15 protein-coding genes are annotated in these 15,673 nt (G+C 69.4%); 3 read left to right on the top strand and 12 right to left on the bottom strand.

What is annotated here, in order from left to right; all coding sequences use genetic code 11:
• Positions 1–23 precede the first annotated feature (23 nt).
• Positions 24–1,571 carry an MFS transporter gene (locus CBF90_RS02845; protein ID WP_088379900.1) on the bottom strand — a complete coding sequence of 516 codons (1,548 nt, stop codon included), beginning with the start codon at positions 1,569–1,571 and terminating at the stop codon, positions 24–26.
• A 63-nt stretch (positions 1,572–1,634) separates the two neighbouring features.
• Between CBF90_RS02845 and CBF90_RS02840 the strand changes: the two genes are divergently transcribed.
• Positions 1,635–2,180: a TetR/AcrR family transcriptional regulator gene (locus CBF90_RS02840; protein WP_064956663.1), complete on the top strand. Its 546-nt coding sequence runs from the start codon at positions 1,635–1,637 to the stop codon at positions 2,178–2,180.
• Between the two features lie 42 nt (positions 2,181–2,222).
• On the opposite strand, the gene serA is transcribed toward CBF90_RS02840, so the two are convergent.
• The 10 genes from serA to CBF90_RS02790 form a co-directional block, all read right to left on the bottom strand.
• Positions 2,223–3,827, bottom strand: a complete 1,605-nt coding sequence (gene serA, locus CBF90_RS02835) for a phosphoglycerate dehydrogenase (RefSeq protein ID WP_023951064.1) — start codon at positions 3,825–3,827, stop codon at positions 2,223–2,225.
• Positions 3,828–3,957: 130 nt separating this feature from the next.
• Positions 3,958–4,281: a hypothetical protein gene (locus tag CBF90_RS02830; RefSeq protein ID WP_064956665.1), complete on the bottom strand. Its 324-nt coding sequence runs from the start codon at positions 4,279–4,281 to the stop codon at positions 3,958–3,960.
• A 5-nt stretch (positions 4,282–4,286) separates the two neighbouring features.
• Positions 4,287–4,760: a hypothetical protein gene (locus tag CBF90_RS02825; protein WP_023951068.1), complete on the bottom strand. Its 474-nt coding sequence runs from the start codon at positions 4,758–4,760 to the stop codon at positions 4,287–4,289.
• A 58-nt stretch (positions 4,761–4,818) separates the two neighbouring features.
• Positions 4,819–5,541 (bottom strand): hypothetical protein, encoded by a 723-nt coding sequence (locus CBF90_RS02820; protein WP_088379899.1) that lies wholly within the window; start codon positions 5,539–5,541, stop codon positions 4,819–4,821.
• Positions 5,542–5,681: 140 nt separating this feature from the next.
• The gene (ilvC, locus tag CBF90_RS02815; protein WP_023951072.1) at positions 5,682–6,707 is read right to left on the bottom strand and encodes a ketol-acid reductoisomerase; all 1,026 of its coding nucleotides are present in this window, start codon (positions 6,705–6,707) and stop codon (positions 5,682–5,684) included.
• Between the two features lie 36 nt (positions 6,708–6,743).
• On the bottom strand, positions 6,744–7,253 hold the full coding sequence (gene ilvN / locus CBF90_RS02810; RefSeq protein ID WP_023951074.1) for an acetolactate synthase small subunit: 510 nt from the start codon (positions 7,251–7,253) through the stop codon (positions 6,744–6,746).
• A 1-nt stretch (position 7,254) separates the two neighbouring features.
• Positions 7,255–9,057: an acetolactate synthase large subunit gene (locus CBF90_RS02805; protein WP_064956667.1), complete on the bottom strand. Its 1,803-nt coding sequence runs from the start codon at positions 9,055–9,057 to the stop codon at positions 7,255–7,257.
• A gap of 46 nt (positions 9,058–9,103) precedes the next feature.
• Positions 9,104–10,810, bottom strand: coding sequence for a dihydroxy-acid dehydratase (ilvD, locus tag CBF90_RS02800; RefSeq protein WP_088379898.1), 1,707 nt, complete (start codon positions 10,808–10,810; stop codon positions 9,104–9,106).
• A 29-nt stretch (positions 10,811–10,839) separates the two neighbouring features.
• A complete protein-coding gene (gene otsB, locus CBF90_RS02795) occupies positions 10,840–11,631 on the bottom strand; it encodes a trehalose-phosphatase (protein WP_023951080.1) in 792 nt (263 codons plus the stop codon).
• Positions 11,628–13,109 (bottom strand): trehalose-6-phosphate synthase, encoded by a 1,482-nt coding sequence (locus CBF90_RS02790; RefSeq protein WP_023951082.1) that lies wholly within the window; start codon positions 13,107–13,109, stop codon positions 11,628–11,630. Before CBF90_RS02790 ends, otsB begins: the two co-directional genes overlap by 4 nt.
• 81 nt (positions 13,110–13,190) lie before the next feature.
• Here CBF90_RS02790 and CBF90_RS02785 point away from each other — a divergent pair, with 81 nt between their 5' ends.
• Positions 13,191–13,448: a hypothetical protein gene (locus CBF90_RS02785; protein WP_023951084.1), complete on the top strand. Its 258-nt coding sequence runs from the start codon at positions 13,191–13,193 to the stop codon at positions 13,446–13,448.
• A 23-nt stretch (positions 13,449–13,471) separates the two neighbouring features.
• Here CBF90_RS02785 and CBF90_RS02780 read toward each other — a convergent pair whose 3' ends face one another.
• Positions 13,472–14,656, bottom strand: coding sequence for an acetyl-CoA C-acyltransferase (locus CBF90_RS02780; RefSeq protein WP_071918203.1), 1,185 nt, complete (start codon positions 14,654–14,656; stop codon positions 13,472–13,474).
• Between the two features lie 125 nt (positions 14,657–14,781).
• Between CBF90_RS02780 and CBF90_RS02775 the strand changes: the two genes are divergently transcribed.
• Positions 14,782–15,673 (top strand): DUF222 domain-containing protein (locus CBF90_RS02775; RefSeq protein WP_242435572.1); only part of this gene is annotated, 892 nt, incomplete at its 3' end.

The raw sequence follows: 15,673 nt of genomic DNA, 5'->3' as shown, positions 1-15,673 counted from the left end.
CGGGGGCGCGGCACGCCGATCGCTCAGTGCTCGGCGGGCCGCGAGTGGGATCCCTTCAGCGTAGTGGCCGCGATGATCCCCGCGCAGACGACCAGCACGGCGCCGATCGTCGCCGTCACGCCAACACCGGAATCGAAGGCGTGCGCCGCGGCATCCAGCAGCTGACGGCCAACGGAATCGGGCAGATCCTGTGCGACGTTGACGGCGCCCGCGAGCGTCTCCCGCGCCGCGTCGGCCGCCTCGGCGGGCACACCCTCGGGCACGGCCATGCCGAGCCGGTACATCGCCGTCAGGATGCCGCCGAGCACCGCCGTTCCGAGGACTGCGCCCACCTCGTAGGCGGTCTCCGAGACGGCGCTCGCCGCGCCGGCCTTGGCGGGAGGAGCGCTCGCGAGCACGAGCTCGTTCGAGACCGTCTCCGCAGCTCCGATGCCCATGCCCAGCAGCGCGAAGGCCAGCACGAGCTCGATCATGCTGTCGGGCTCGGTGAGCAGAGCGATCATGACGTAACCGGCGGCCGAAAGGGTCAGTGCCGCAGGGACGACGATGCGAGGCGACACCCGGCGAGAGATCGGCACGACGCCCAGGCCCGCGACGATCATCATGGTCAGACCGGGGACGAGGGCGAGCCCCGCCTGCAACGGCGACAGGCCGACGATCAGCTGCAGATGCTGCGTGACGAAGTACAGGAAGCCCACGAGCGCCACGACGCTCAGCAGGTTGACCAGCAGCGCGCCGCTGAAAGTGCCGCGCGAGAACAACCGCATGTCGAGCATCGGCTCGTTCACGCGGAGCTGGCGCCGCACGAAGAGCCAGCCGAACACCAGTCCGAGCGCGAACAGCACCGGCGGCGTGATGCCCCAGCCCTTCACCGCGAAGTCCTTGATGGCGTAGACGATCGGCACCATCGTCAGCATCGACAGAGCGATGCTGATCGGATCGATGCGCCCCGGGCGTGGATCGCGGCTCTCGGGAACGAGGAAGGGCGCGAGCACGAGCAGCGGCACGAGAACCGGTACCGCCATGAGGAACACCGATCCCCAGCTGAAGTGCTCGAGCAGCACACCGCCGACGATCGGACCGAGCGCGGCGCCCGCCGAGAACATCGAGGCCCAGACCGCGATGGCGAGGCGGCGCTGGTCCCGGTCGGTGAAGATGCTGCGCAGCAATGAGAGGGTCGAGGGCATCAGCATGGCGCCGAACACGCCCATCGCGGCCCGAGCGGCGATCAGGAGTTCGGCGCTCGGGGCGAGGGCCGCCAGCGCGGAGACCGTCGCGAACCCGGTCGCACCGATCAGCAGCATCCGACGACGACCGAACCGGTCTCCGAGCGATCCCATCGTCACGAGGAGACCCGCGAGGATGAGCGGGTACACGTCGATGATCCAGAGCTGCTGGGCACTCGTCGGGCTCAGCGCGCGAGCGATCTCGGGCAGCGCGAAGCTGAGCACCGTGTTGTCCACCGACACGAGCAGGACCGGAAGCATGAGCACGCCGAGTGCGGCCCACCCCCGCCAGCCGACGCGTCGGCCCTGTCCGTCTGCGATTGCGATCTCTTCTGTCAACGTCATTAGTTCACCGTCCAGCCGGTATAGTAACAGGATCGAACGCCGAAACGCGAGAGGATCGAAGACATGAGTCGTCCCCCACGCGCGCGCGAGAGCGTGCTCGACGCGTACGAGAACCTCCTGATATCCGACGGCGCGCGCGGCGCCACGATGGATGCCGTCGCCGCGGCAGCCGGTGTCTCCAAGGGCGGCTTGCTCTACCACTACGCCTCGAAGGAGGCGCTCGAGACGGCCCTTCTGGATCGGATGATGGAGCTCGCCCGCCTCGATGTCGATGACATGGCGCGGCACCCCGAAGGCATCGTCGCCGCCTACCTGCGCACCTCCGTCATGGAGGACAGCGCGCTCGATCGCGCACTCCTCGCCGGATCGCGACTCGCGCAGAGCGGACACCCCGCCGCGAGCGCGGCGCTGCGCGACGTCCGGACGCTCTGGGAGGAAGCACTGCGCGGTCACACCCGTGACGAGACGGCGCTGCAGCTCGTCCTACTCGTGGGCGACGGCCTCTACTTCAACAACGCCCTCGGCGCGGGGGCGGTCGTCGGCCCCGTCCCCCAGGGCGAAGACTTCGACGCGCTCATCCGGCTCGTCCTCGGCGTCACCCAGCGATGACGATGCCCGGGGCGGAAGCACCCCGGGCATCGTTCCGCTTCGTCAGACCTCGGTCAGCTCGATCTGGCGGAACAGGTCGGCGGCGACCGCCTCACGCATCTCGTCGAGAAGGTTGTCGGGCACCGGCGAGTCGACCGTCAGCACCGAGAGAGCGCGGCCGGACGCGTCGGGCCGGGCGACCTGCAGGCCCGCGATGTTGATGCCCGCCTCGCCCAGCTTCTGTCCGTAGATCGCGACGATCCCGGGACGGTCGGCGTAGCGCATCACGACGTGGTGGCGCTCGATCGGCACCTCCACCTCGTAACCGTTGATCCCGACGACCTTGGGCACCATGCGCGTACCCGCCAGCGTGCCCTCGACGGTCAGAACCGACCCGTCGGAGAGCGTTCCGCGCAGGATCGTGATGTTGCGATAGAGCGGGCTCTCGGACTCGACGATGAGGCGCGTCTCGATGCCGCGCTGCTCCGCGAAGAGCGGGGCGTTCACGTACGAGACGTTCTCGCTGACGATGTTGGTGAAGATCCCCTTCAGCGCCGCGAGCCGGTAGACGCTGACGTCGTAGTCCGCCAGTTCACCGCGGACCTCGATGTCGAGGCTCGTGAGCGCGCTCGGCGCAAGCCCGGTGAAGATCTGACCGAGCTGCTCGACCAGGGCGATACCGGGCCGGACGAACGGGTCGATGACACCACCGGCGACGTTGACGGCATCCGGCACGAGATCCCCCTCGAGAGCCAGCTTGACCGACTTCGCCACCGAGACGCCGGCCTTCTCCTGCGCCTCGTCGGTCGAGGCGCCGAGGTGGGGCGTGACGACGACGTTGGGCAGCGACAGGAGGGGGAAGGCGGTGCCGTCCTCCTTCGGCGGCTCGGTCGTGAACACGTCGAGACCGGCGCCCGCGATCTCGCCGGTGGTGAGAGCGGTGTAGAGCGCTTCCTCATCGATGAGGCCGCCGCGAGCGACGTTGACCACGTAGGCCGACTTCTTCATGCGTGCGAACTGCTCCGCACCGATCATGCCGGTCGTCTCGGGGGTCTTCGGCATGTGGATCGTGACGAAGTCGCTCTGCGCGAGCAGCTCGTCGAGGGTCAGCAGCGTCACACCGAGCTGCTGAGCCCGGGTGGGCGTGACGTACGGGTCGTACGCCACGACACTCACGCCGAACGCCTGCAGCCGCGCGGCGATCAGCGCGCCGATGCGGCCCAGACCGATGATGCCCACCGTCTTCTCGAACAGCTCCGTGCCGGTGAACGACGAGCGCTTCCAGGCGCCGGCAGCGAGGGAGGCGTGAGCTGCGGGGATGTGACGCGCGAGACTCAGGATGTGTCCGACCGTCAGCTCGGCCGCCGAGATGATGTTGGAGGTCGGGGCGTTGACGACCATGACGCCGGCGGCCGTGGCGGCCTTGATGTCGACGTTGTCGAGTCCGACGCCGGCACGCGCGATGACCTTGAGCGACGGCGCGGCGGCGATCGCTTCGGCATCCATCTTCGTCGCCGACCGGATCAGGACGGCATGCGCGTCGGCGAGGGCCGGGAGCAGCGCGGCGCGGTCGGCGCCGTCAACCGACCGGATCTCGAAATCAGGACCGAGGGCATCGATCGTTGCGGGCGAGAGTTCTTCGGCGATGAGCACGACGGGCTGGGGCACGGACGATCCTCTGGAGCATGCGCAGAAGCGCGGAACGGGTGGTCGCCACGACAGCCGACGGCGGTGCGGCGGGTCGTCTCAGCCTAGCGCGGTGCCGACAGCGCCCACGACCGTGTGACGTTCTGCCGACTCAGACAGCGCCCGAGGTCAGGGCGAAGGACAGGACGTTGAGGAAGAACACCGCTGCGAGCCCGAGCCCCGCGAGGAGAATCATCGCGAAGGCGCCCGAACGTCGGCGCCACCCCAGCGCGAATGCTCCCGCGAAGATGAGGATCGGCAGCGCCACGGCAGCGATCACAGCGACCCACCCGACTGCGGTCCGCGCCGGCGACGGGGTGATCAGCAGCGGGACCGCGGCCCAGACCGCGTATGCGTAGAAGAGACCGAAGGCACCGGCGACGGTGGCCACCTTCCAGACCGCGGGCGTCCGCCGGGCTTCTTGCGTGTCGCTCATCGCGTTCAACTCCCGGCTCCAAGGGTGGCGAACGGCCACGGCACGAGCAGCAGCGCCCCCGCGACGAGCCAGGCGAACCGGATCCAGGCGCGCGACCCACGCGTGAGCACGTACGTCGCGATGAACCAGATCGCCGGGGCGGCGACGGCCAGCACGAGGACGGGAACCGAGACGGCCGTATCGATGCCGAGCAGACCGCTCAGGTTGTGGACGCGGATACCTCCGACGAACCAGCCGATCGAATACAGCAGATAGATGCCACCGAGAACCCCCAGCGAGATCAGCGCGGCGTTGCTCAGGCCCTCAGGCGCAGCCTCGGTCGAGATCTCACCCGGCTGCTCGGTCTCTGCTTCCGCCAGCTCGTCGCTCTGGCGCCGCGAGGACGCGGGCCCTCCCACGGGCGTGGGCGCAGGCGCGGACACGAGGGTCGGGTCGTCGTCGCCGGCCCAGCTCAGGGCGTCGTCATCACGGCTCGTCACCTCCTCAGAGTAGCGCCGGCCACCGGCGACTGGGAGGAACGAGCGCGCTCCGACGAGGTCAGCGACCGATCTGGCGGCCGCCACGCAGCACGAGCACGGCGACAGCAGCACCGGCGACCGCCAGAGCACCGCCCCACGGGGCCCAGACGGCGGGTTGCGCGAGCTCGGCGCCCGAACCGTCGTGCAGCGAACCGACACGGACGGCATCGGTTCGTCCCGTGGGATCTTCCGCGGGGACCGAGGCACCGAGCTGGGCCGATCCGCCCACATCGGGTCCGCCGTCGACATGGACGACATCGCTCGGCTCGGGCGTCGCCGAGGCCGGGACGGCGTTCCGCGGCGTCAGGCGCAGCAGAGCGCCGAGGCGAACGGCGGTCGGCGCGCGCAGTTCGATGCCGGCCTCGCCTTCGACGCGCGGCGGGACCGGCGCCGGAGCCGGCGGCACCGGAGCGGGAGGAGAGGGCTCTGATGTCGGCTGACTCGGCGACGGGCTGGGGCTGGGCGACGGCGTGGGCTGCGCGTCGGTCGGGGAGGGCTCCGGCGTCGGCTCGGGAGAGGGCGTGCCGCTCTCCCCCGGCGCCGGGGTCACGACATCCTCGTTCGTCTCTCCGTCCTCAGGCTCCGTCGGCGTGACCGGAGCGTCCGACCGCGGAACGATCTCGATCTCATCGGTCGCGACCGACCAGGCGGACGGAGCGGTGATCGCCCCCGCGATCACAGAAGCTGCGACGCACACCGCCCCCAGGCGCGCGCGAGCGAACTGCTTCTTACGGACGGGCATGCATCCATCGTAAAAGGTCGGGGCGATGCAAGCACGCCGAAAGCCCGGCCCCTGATGGGGACCGGGCTTCCGTGGCACGAGGCCGGGCTCGACGGGGTGCCGCCGAGGGTCACAGAACGGACGGAGCCGTCCGTCACGGGTCAGCGCGCGGCGCTGCCCTCGATGTAGTCGCTGTCCTGCTGCTTCCAGGCGAAGAGGCCACGCAGCTCCTTGCCGGTCGCCTCGATGGGGTGACCCTGCTCCTTCTCGCGGAGGCCGAGGAACTCGGTGGCGCCGTTGTCCTGGTCGGCGATGAAACGCTGCGCGAACGCACCCGACTGGATGTCGGCGAGCACGGCCTTCATGTTCTCCTTGACCTCGGGCGAGATGACGCGGGGGCCGGAGACGTAGTCGCCGTACTCTGCCGTGTCGGAGATCGACCAGCGCTGCTTGGCGATGCCGCCCTCCCACATGAGGTCGACGATGAGCTTGAGCTCGTGGAGCACCTCGAAGTAGGCGATCTGCGGCTGGTAGCCGGCCTCGATGAGGGTCTCGAAGCCGTACTGCACGAGGTGGCTCATGCCACCGCAGAGCACGGCCTGCTCGCCGAAGAGATCGGTCTCGGTCTCTTCCGTGAAGGTGGTCTTGATGACGCCGGCGCGCGTGCCGCCGATGGCCTTGGCGTACGACAGCGCGGTGTCCCAGGCCGAACCCGACGCGTCGCGCTCGACGGCGATGATGTCGGGGATGCCGCGGCCGGCGACGAACTCGCGGCGCACGGTGTGGCCCGGCGCCTTCGGAGCGACGAGGATGACGTCGACGCCCTCGGGAGCGTCGATGTAGCCGAAGCGGATGTTGAAGCCGTGCGCGAACGCGAGGGTCTTGCCCGCCGTCAGCTTGTCCTTGATGGAGTCGGCGTAGATCGAGCGCTGGTGCTGATCGGGAGCCAGGATCATGATGAGATCGGCCCACTCCGCGGCATCCGCGACGTTCTTGACCTCGAAGCCCTCGTCCTGCGCCTTCGCGGCCGACTTCGAGCCGTCCTTGAGCGCGATGACGACCTCGACGCCGGAGTCTCGGAGGTTCTGGGCGTGGGCGTGTCCCTGCGAGCCGTAGCCGACGATCGCGACCTTCTTGCCCTGGATGATGGACAGGTCGGCGTGGTCGTCGTAGAAGATCTCGGCCATGTTCGTGTGTTTCTCCTTGATTCGTGGTTCGGAAGGTCAGCCGCGCAGAACGCGCTCGGTGATGCTCTTGCCGCCGCGCCCGATGGCGAGCAGACCCGACTGGGCGAGCTCCTTGATGCCGAAGGGCTCGAAGGCGCGGAGGATCGCGTCGATCTTGCCGCGATCTCCGGTCACTTCGACGACCAGGGCATCGGGTGCGTAGTCGACGATCGACGCCCGGAACAGGTTCGCGACCTCGATGACGTTGGAGCGGGTCTGGTTGTCGGCCCGCACCTTGATGAGGATGTGCTCGCGCTGCACCGACGACGAGAAGTCGAGCTCGACGATCTTGATGACGTTCACGAGCTTGTTGAGCTGCTTGGTCACCTGCTCGAGCGGCAGCTCCTCGACGTCGACGACGACCGTGATGCGCGAGAGACCCGGCACCTCGGTGACGCCGACCGCGAGCGATTCGATGTTGAAGCCGCGTCGGGCGAACAGCCCGGCGACTCGGGTCAGCAGACCCGGCTTGTCCTCCACCAGGAGGCTCAGCACGTGGCGCGACATCTCAGGCCTCCTCGTCGAATGCGGGCGCGTGCTCGCGGGCGTACTGGATGTAGCTGTTGCTGACGCCCTGCGGGACCATCGGCCACACCATCGCGTCCGCGCTCACGACGAAATCGATCACGACGGGGCGATCGTTCGTCTCGAGTGCGAGCTTGATGGCGTCGTCGATCTGGTCCTCCGTCTCGACCCGGATGGCGAGGCAGCCGTACGCCTCGCCGAGCTTGACGAAGTCGGGGATGCGCGCCGTGCCGTGCCCGGTGTTCAGGTCGGTGTTCGAGTGGCGGCCGTCGAAGAACAGCGTCTGCCACTGGCGCACCATGCCGAGTGACGAGTTGTTGATGATGGCGACCTTGATCGGGATCTGATTGATGACGCAGGTCGCCAGCTCCTGGTTGGTCATCTGGAAGCAGCCGTCGCCGTCGATCGCCCATACCACACGGTCGGGCTCGGCGACCTTCGCGCCCATGGCCGCGGGGACCGCGTACCCCATGGTGCCGGCGCCCCCGGAGTTGAGCCACGAATTGGGGCGCTCGTACTTGATGAACTGCGCAGCCCACATCTGGTGCTGACCGACGCCGGAGGCGTACACGCCCTCGGGACCGGTGAGCTCGCCGATGCGTTGGATCACGTGCTGCGGCGACAGCAGACCGTCGGTGGTCGGGGCGTAGCCGAGGGGGAATTCCTCGCGCAGCCCGTCGAGGTACGCCCACCACTCGGTCGTGTCGGGCTTTCCGTCGCCGATCACGCCACGGAACGCCGACTCGAGGTCGACGAGCACGTCGCGCACATCACCCACGATGGGCACATCCGCGAAGCGGATCTTCGAGATCTCTGCGGGGTCGATGTCGACGTGCACGACTTTCGCGTGCGGGGCGAACAGCGACGCCTTGCCGGTGACACGGTCGTCGAACCGCGCGCCCAGCGCGACGATCAGGTCGGACTCCTGCAGCGCGAGTACAGCGGGAACCGTGCCGTGCATGCCGGGCATGCCGAGGTGCTGGGGGTGCGAGTCGGGGAACGCGCCACGAGCCATGAGGGTCGTCACGACCGGCGCACCCGTCGCCTCGGCGAGAGTGAGCAGCTCGTCCGAGGCGCGCCCCCGGATGACGCCGCCGCCGACGTAGAGCACGGGCTTCTGCGACTCGGCCAGCAGCTGCGCGGCGGCCTGGATCTGCTTGCCGTGCGCCTTGGTCACCGGGCGGTAGCCCGGCAGGTCGACCTTCGGCGGCCACACGAATGGCGCCGTGTTCTGCTGAGCGTCCTTCGTGATGTCGACGAGCACGGGGCCGGGACGCCCGGTGCCGGCGATCTCGAAGGCTGCGGCGATGGCGCCGGGGATCTCCTCGGCGGTCTTCACGAGGAACGAGTGCTTCGTGATCGGCATCGTGATGCCGACGATGTCGGCCTCCTGAAAGGCGTCCGTTCCCATCAGGGTCGAGAACACCTGGCCCGTGATGCACACGAGCGGGACGGAGTCCATGTAGGCGTCGGCGATCGCCGTCACGAGGTTCGTCGCTCCGGGACCCGAGGTGGCGATCGCCACCCCGACCCGGCCGGATGCCGCGGCGTAGCCCTCGGCGGCGTGACCGGCGCCCTGCTCGTGCCGGACGAGGATGTGGCGGACCGCCTCATCGTCCATGAGCGGGTCGTAGACGGGCATGATCGCGCCGCCCGGGAGCCCGAAGACCTCGGTGACGCCGAGGTTGTCGAGCGAGCGGACGACGGCCTCTGCGCCCGTGATCACGGGAGCCGAGGGCGTGCGGGACGGCGGCCGGGGAATGGCCGCGGAGATGTCGGTGGACATGGTGATGAACCTCGCTGGAGAAGAGGAGACGATGTCGGAGCCGAAGTCAGCCGGTGGTCGCGCCCTCCGCGGCGGAGCGCACGAGCTTGGAGTACTTGGCAAGAACGCCACGGGTATAGCGCGGGGGAAGAGGAGCCCAGCCGTCACGGCGAGCGTTCAGCTCAGCCTCGTCGACGAGTAGGTCGAGGGAGCGAGCCGCGATATCGACCCGTATCAGATCACCATCGCGCACGAATGCGATGGGACCTGCGTCCACCGCTTCGGGTGCTATGTGGCCGATGCACAGGCCGGTTGTGCCGCCTGAGAATCGTCCGTCCGTCAAGAGTAGTACATCTTTGCCGAGGCCGGCGCCCTTGATGGCGGCCGTGATGGCGAGCATCTCGCGCATGCCGGGTCCGCCCTTCGGGCCCTCGTAGCGGATGACGATGACCGAGCCCGGCTCGATCTCGCCGTTCGCGACGGCATCCATCGCAGCCCGCTCGCGCTCGAAGACGCGCGCAGGTCCCTCGAACACGGCCGCGTCGAATCCGGCGGTCTTGACGACGGCGCCCTCGGGGGCGAGCGAACCGTGCAGGATCGTGATCCCGCCGCTGGCGTGGATCGGGTTGTCGAACGTGTGGATGACCTTGCCGTCGATGGGCTCCGGGTCGAGCTCGCGCAGGTTCTCGGCGAGCGTCCTGCCGGTCACCGTCAGAGCGTCGCCGTGCAGCAGGCCCTCGTCGAGCATCGCCTTCATGACGACCGGGATGCCGCCGTGACGGTCGACGTCGTTCATGACGTACTGGCCGAAGGGCTTCATGTCCGCGACGTGGGGCGTCTTGTCCCCGATGCGGTTGAAGTCGTGCAGGCTGAGGTCGACCTCCGCCTCGCGGGCGATCGCGAGGAGGTGGAGGACGGCGTTCGTCGAGCCGCCGAGGGCCATGACGAGCGCGATCGCGTTCTCGAAGGCCTCCTTCGTCAGGATGTCCTTCGTCGTGATGCCCTGGCGCAGCAGGTTGACGACGGCCTCGCCCGAGCGGTGGGCGTAGTAGTCGCGGCGACGGTCGGCCGACGGCGGCGCGGCGGAGCCCGGCAGGCTCAGGCCCAGGGCCTCGCCGACGGAGGCCATCGTGTTGGCGGTGTACATTCCGCCGCACGCGCCCTCGCCGGGAACGATGGCGCATTCGATGCGCTTGAGGTCGGCCTCGCTCATCTTGCCGGCGCGACAGGCACCGACGCCCTCGAACGAGTCGATGATCGTGACGTCCTTCTCTGTGCCGTCGCTGAGCTTGACCCATCCGGGCATCGTCGATCCGGCGTACAGGAAGACGCTCGAGAGGCCGAGGCGGGCGCTGGCCATCATCATGCCCGGGATCGACTTGTCGCAGCCGGCGAGAAGGACGGTGCCGTCGAGCCGTTCGGCCATGATGACGGCCTCGACGGAGTCGGCGATGACCTCGCGCGAGACGAGTGAGAAGTGCATGCCCTCGTGGCCCATCGAGATGCCGTCCGAGACGGAGATGGTGCCGAACTGCAACGGGTAGCCGCCGCCGGAGTGCACACCCTCCTTGGCGCCCTGCGCGAGGCGGTCGAGGCTCAGGTTGCAGGGCGTGATCTCGTTCCAGCTCGAGGCGATGCCGATCTGGGGCTTGTCCCAGTCCTCATCCCCCATACCGACGGCACGCAGCATGCCTCGGGAGGTCGTGGCTTCGATGCCGTCGGTGACGGCACGACTGCGGGGCTTGATGTCGATGGTCTCGGAGCTGTCGGGCATTCTCGAATTCTATGCCCGCGGGCCGAGGCTCATTCTCCGGCGCGCGCCTCGGCGAGCCGGCCGAGCACCTCCGCGAGCGCGGCGGCATCCGGCACCCGAAACGCGGCGACGCTCTCTCCCCCGCCGACCCGGATGCCGACGTCACCGGCGCCGAGCGATCGCAGCGCGTCCTCATCGGTCACATCGTCGCCCGCGAACACGACGACGTCGGCACCGACCCGCTCGCGGAGGCTGCGCACTGCCGAGTCCTTGCCCTCGTGCCGTGATGCGAACTCGAGGATGTCCTGGCCGGTACGGCGTCGCCACGTCGGGGCTTCCGCGCGGACGAGTTCGTCGATACGCGCCGCGGCGTCGGCCGCGCTCGTCCGATCGGCGAGGCGCGTGTGCAGGCCGAATCCGAATCGCTTGTGCTCGATCCACGCGCCCGCGATGCCCTCGACCATCTGCTCCGCCCGCGCCGTCAGGTCGTCGCGGAGGGCGGCGTCGTCATCGGATTCGGAATCGGCCCGGGCACCCGGATGCCAGAACTCGGCACCGTGCGAACCGGCGAGATGGATCCGCGAATCGGGTTCGCGCTCGGAGATCTCCGCCAGATGCTCGAGCGTTCGGCCCGATACGAGAGCGACGGTCGTCTCGGGTGCCTGCGCGAGCCGCGTGAGCGCTTCGCGTGCCGCGGGCAGCATCCGGGCCGACATCGGCTCGTCGACCAGCGGGGCGAGAGTGCCGTCGAAATCGAGGGCGACGAGGAGATGCCGCGCGCTCGCGGCGCGTTCGACGGCTTCTGCGATGCCGTCGGGCGTCGTGTACGCCACAGCGCTCATGCGCGGTGCTCCGCCTCGGTGGCCGCGGTCGAGATCGCGCGTGCGCCGGCAGCGGAATGGGCCGGGCTGTTGGAGCGAGCCGCTGACGCGAGCGCATCGAGGAATGCTCGCGACCAGTCCTCGACGTCGTGTTCGCGCACGCGTTTGCGCAGAGCGCGCATGCGCCTTCCCTGCTCGGCCGCGGGCATCTCGATCGCCCGCACAATGGCATCCTTCATCCCGTCGATGTCGTGCGGGTTGATACGAACGGCGCTCGCGAGCTCGTCGGCGGCCCCGGCGAACTCGCTCAGCACGAGCACGCCCCGGTTGTCGATGCGACTCGCGACATACTCTTTCGCGACCAGGTTCATGCCGTCCCGGAGCGCGGTGACGAGCATGATGTCGGCAGCGAGGTAGAGAGCGACCATCTCTTCGCGCGGGAAGGCCTGGTGCATGTAGCGGATCGCGCTGTGACCCCATGTGTCGTGATCGCCGTTGATACGCGCGACCGTCAGCTCGATCTCGTCCCGCAGCTGCACATACGACTCGACGCGCTCGCGGCTCGGGCTGGCGACCTGCACGAGCGTCGCATCCTCGACCGAGACGCGCCCGTCTTCGATCAGCTCGCCGAACGCCTTCAGCCGGTGCCGGATGCCCTTGGTGTAGTCGAGCCGGTCGACCCCGAGCAGCACCGTCTTCGGGTTGCCGAGGTCTTCGCGGATCTCCGCGGCTCGCGCCTGGATGTCGGGGCGCTGCGCGAGCTCGATGTAATCGTCGGTGGAGATCGAGATCGGGAAGGCCTTCGCGAGAGCCGTACGGTGTCCGCCGCCCTCCGCCGGGACGCGGATGCCGCTCGCCTTCGTCTCGTACCGCAGCTGGCGCCGCACGGCGCGGGCGAAGTTGCCGGCATCGGCGATCCGCTGGAAACCGATCACGTCGGCGCCGAGCAGCCCCTCCAGAACCTGCTTGCGCCACGGAAGCTGCGAGTACAGTCCGTACGCCGGGAACGGGATGTGGTGAAAGTAGCCGATCGTCAGATCGGGCCGCATGTCGCGGAGCATCTTCGGAACCAGCTGAAGCTGGTAGTCCTGCACCCACACGGTGCCGCCGTCCGCCGCGACAGCCGCCGCGGCTTCGGCGAAGCGACGGTTCACACGCTGGTAGGCCTCCCACCAGTTGCGTCGGTACCTTGGCGCGGCGATGACGTCGTGATACAGCGGCCAGATCGTGTCGTTGGAGAAGCCCTCGTAGTAGTCCTCGACGTCAGCGGCGCTGAGAGCGACGGGCACGAGGTGCATACCGTCGAAGTCGAACGGTTCGAACTCGAGGTCGGGCTTGCCCGGCCAGCCGACCCAGGCCCCCTCGGTGCGGCGCATGACGGGCTCGAGGGCCGTGACGAGCCCTCCGGGCGAACGGCGCCATTCCCCGTCCCCACCACCATCCGTGTTCCGGTCAACCGGAAGCCGGTTGGCGACGACGACGAAATCAGCGGTGCTCATGCATGCCTCCAGGCTGCGATCGGCGGTGATCCCAGCCTACCCGCGCGCCCGGCGACCCTCAGGGCCAGCTACGTTTGTGGTATGCGCAAGTACCTCTTCGGCACCGGCCTCTTCTCCGCGATCACCGGCGGCGTCACGCTGCTCCGCTCGGCCCGCAGCGACGAGCCGTTCACGTGGCGCACCGCCCTCGCCTGGCTCAGCTGGGGCATCACGATGGCGCTCGCGATCGGCGCCGTGGTCGACAGCTACCGCGGGGCGCGCGGACGTCTCGTCGCGGACGACTCCAACGTCGACCGCGACAAGCTCTTCGCCGAGCGGGTCAAGCGCAACCGCCGCTGACCGCGACCCGTCGCCATACCGGGTCAGCGGGTCAGAATGAGGGCCTCGCCCTGACCGCCGCCCCCGCACAGGCCCGCTGCAGCCGTGCCTGAGCCGCGGCGCGCGAGCTCATGGGCCAGATGCACGACGAGCCGCGCCCCGGAAGCGCCGATGGGGTGGCCGAGAGCGATTCCCCCGCCGTCGATGTTGACGATGTCGGGCGAGACGCCCAGGCGGCGCTCCGAGGCTGCCACGACGGCACCGAACGCCTCGTTGATCTCGATGAGATCGAGGTCGGATGCCGTCATTCCCTGCTTCACCAGTGCGCGCTCGATCGCGGCGGCCGGCTGCTCGTGGAGTGAGTTGTCGGGCCCAGCCACCTGACCGCTGGCACCGAGCACGGCCAGTACCGGCCATCCCTCGCGCTCCGCGCGCTCGCGGGTGGTGAGGAGCAGCGCGGCTGCGCCGTCGGAGATCTGCGAGGCGTTGCCCGCCGTGATCGAGCCGTCCTTCGCGAAGGCGGGGCGCAGGCCGGCGAGAGTGTCGACGGTCGTGTCGGCGCGGATACCCTCGTCGGTGTCGACGACGACAGGCTCGCCTCGTCGCTGCGGAACGGTCACCGGCGCGATCTCAGCCGCGAAGCGGCCCGCGTCGCGGGCGGCCGCGGCACGCTGGTGCGAGCGCGCGGCCACGGCATCCTGCTCCTGGCGGGTGACGTCGAAGCGCGGGTTCAGACGCTCGGTCGAGGCGCCCATGCTCTCGCGATCGTACGCATCGGTCAGACCGTCGAACGCGGCGTGGTCGAGCACCTCGATCGATCCGTACGACCATCCCGAGCGAGAGCCGGGAAGGAGGTGTGGCGCTCGGCTCATCGACTCCATGCCGCCCGCGACGACCACCTCGGCGTCACCCAGCGCGATCATGCGCGACGCGTCGATGATCGCGGTGAGGCCGGACAAGCAGACCTTGTTGACGCTGGAGGCCGGGACAGCCCACCCGATCCCGCCCGACAGCGCCGCCTGACGAGCCGGGTTCTGCCCGTTTCCGGCGGGGAGCACCTGCCCCATGATGACCGCGTCGACGGCATCCGCGGGAACGCCCGAGGCCGCGAGCGCCGCGGCGATGGCCGCCCCACCGAGCTCGGGCGCGGGAAGAGACGAAAGACTCCCCTGTAAGCGCCCCTGCGGGGTGCGAGAGGCTGCGACGATGACGATCTCGGGCGGGGTCATGCTCCCAGCCTAAGAGCGGACCCGACATCAACGGGCGACGCCGCACGCGCTCGGGGTGACCGCGAGCGCGTGCCCGCTGTGGATCGCTCCGGGGCGATGTCGGAGGTGCGTGACATGATTCGAACATGCATTCGAACGACGGGTTGAGCGGCGGGATGGGCAGCGACGGCGACGTCGCCGCGCTGGCTGCGCTCGTCGCGGATGCCGAGGGCGTTTCGGATGCCGCGCGGGCGGTGCAGATTCGTGAGGTTCGGGTGCTCGCGGCGGCTGGAGTTCTCGCGGAGAAGCAGGCCGCTGGAGCGTCGGAACGCGTCAAGGCGCGTGAGATGGCGTTGCGCGGAATCGCAGCAGAACTCGCCGGGGTGTTCGTCGCGACCGACCGGACGCTGCAGCGGCGCATCGATGAGGCGCGGGACCTGGTGGACAACTACCCGGTGACGATGGCGGCGTGGGATGCCGGACGAATCGTCCGCGGGCACGTGCGGGTCATCCAGGAGACGGGATGCCTCGTGCCCGCGGAGGAGCGGGCAGAGTTCGAACGCGTCGCGGTCGAGCGGTGTGAGGGCGAGACACCCAACCGGGTGCGGGACGCGTTGCGGATGATCGCCGAGCGGATGCACCCGAGGACGTTCACGGAGCGGCACGAGGAGGCCGCGGCGGGGCGGTGCGTGCGGGTGCAGGCAGGCGCGGATGGGATGTCGGACCTGATCGCGACCCTGCCGACGGTGATCGCCGACGGGATCGTGGACCGGCTCACGCGGCAGGCGCGGGAGATCATCAACGCGCGGCAGCAGGCCGACGCGGCGTCCGGTGGCACTGGCGCTGGCGCTGGCGCTCGAGCCGACGCGGCGTCCGGTGGCGCTGGCGCTCGAGCCGACGCGCGTGGCGCGCGAGCCGACGCCAACGGTGGCGGCCGCGATGCCCATGCGACGATTTGCGACGGGTCGTCGTCCATCGACGATGCGCGAAGCATCGATCAGGTCCGCGCCGACGTGCTCAGCGACCTCCTCCTCGCCG

The organism is Microbacterium sp. AISO3 (assembly GCF_002204305.1).
In the GTDB taxonomy this organism is placed as follows: domain Bacteria; phylum Actinomycetota; class Actinomycetes; order Actinomycetales; family Microbacteriaceae; genus Microbacterium; species Microbacterium arborescens.
The sequence above is the reverse complement of the archived record's forward strand: the minus strand, read 5'-3'. Positions and strand labels throughout refer to the sequence as shown.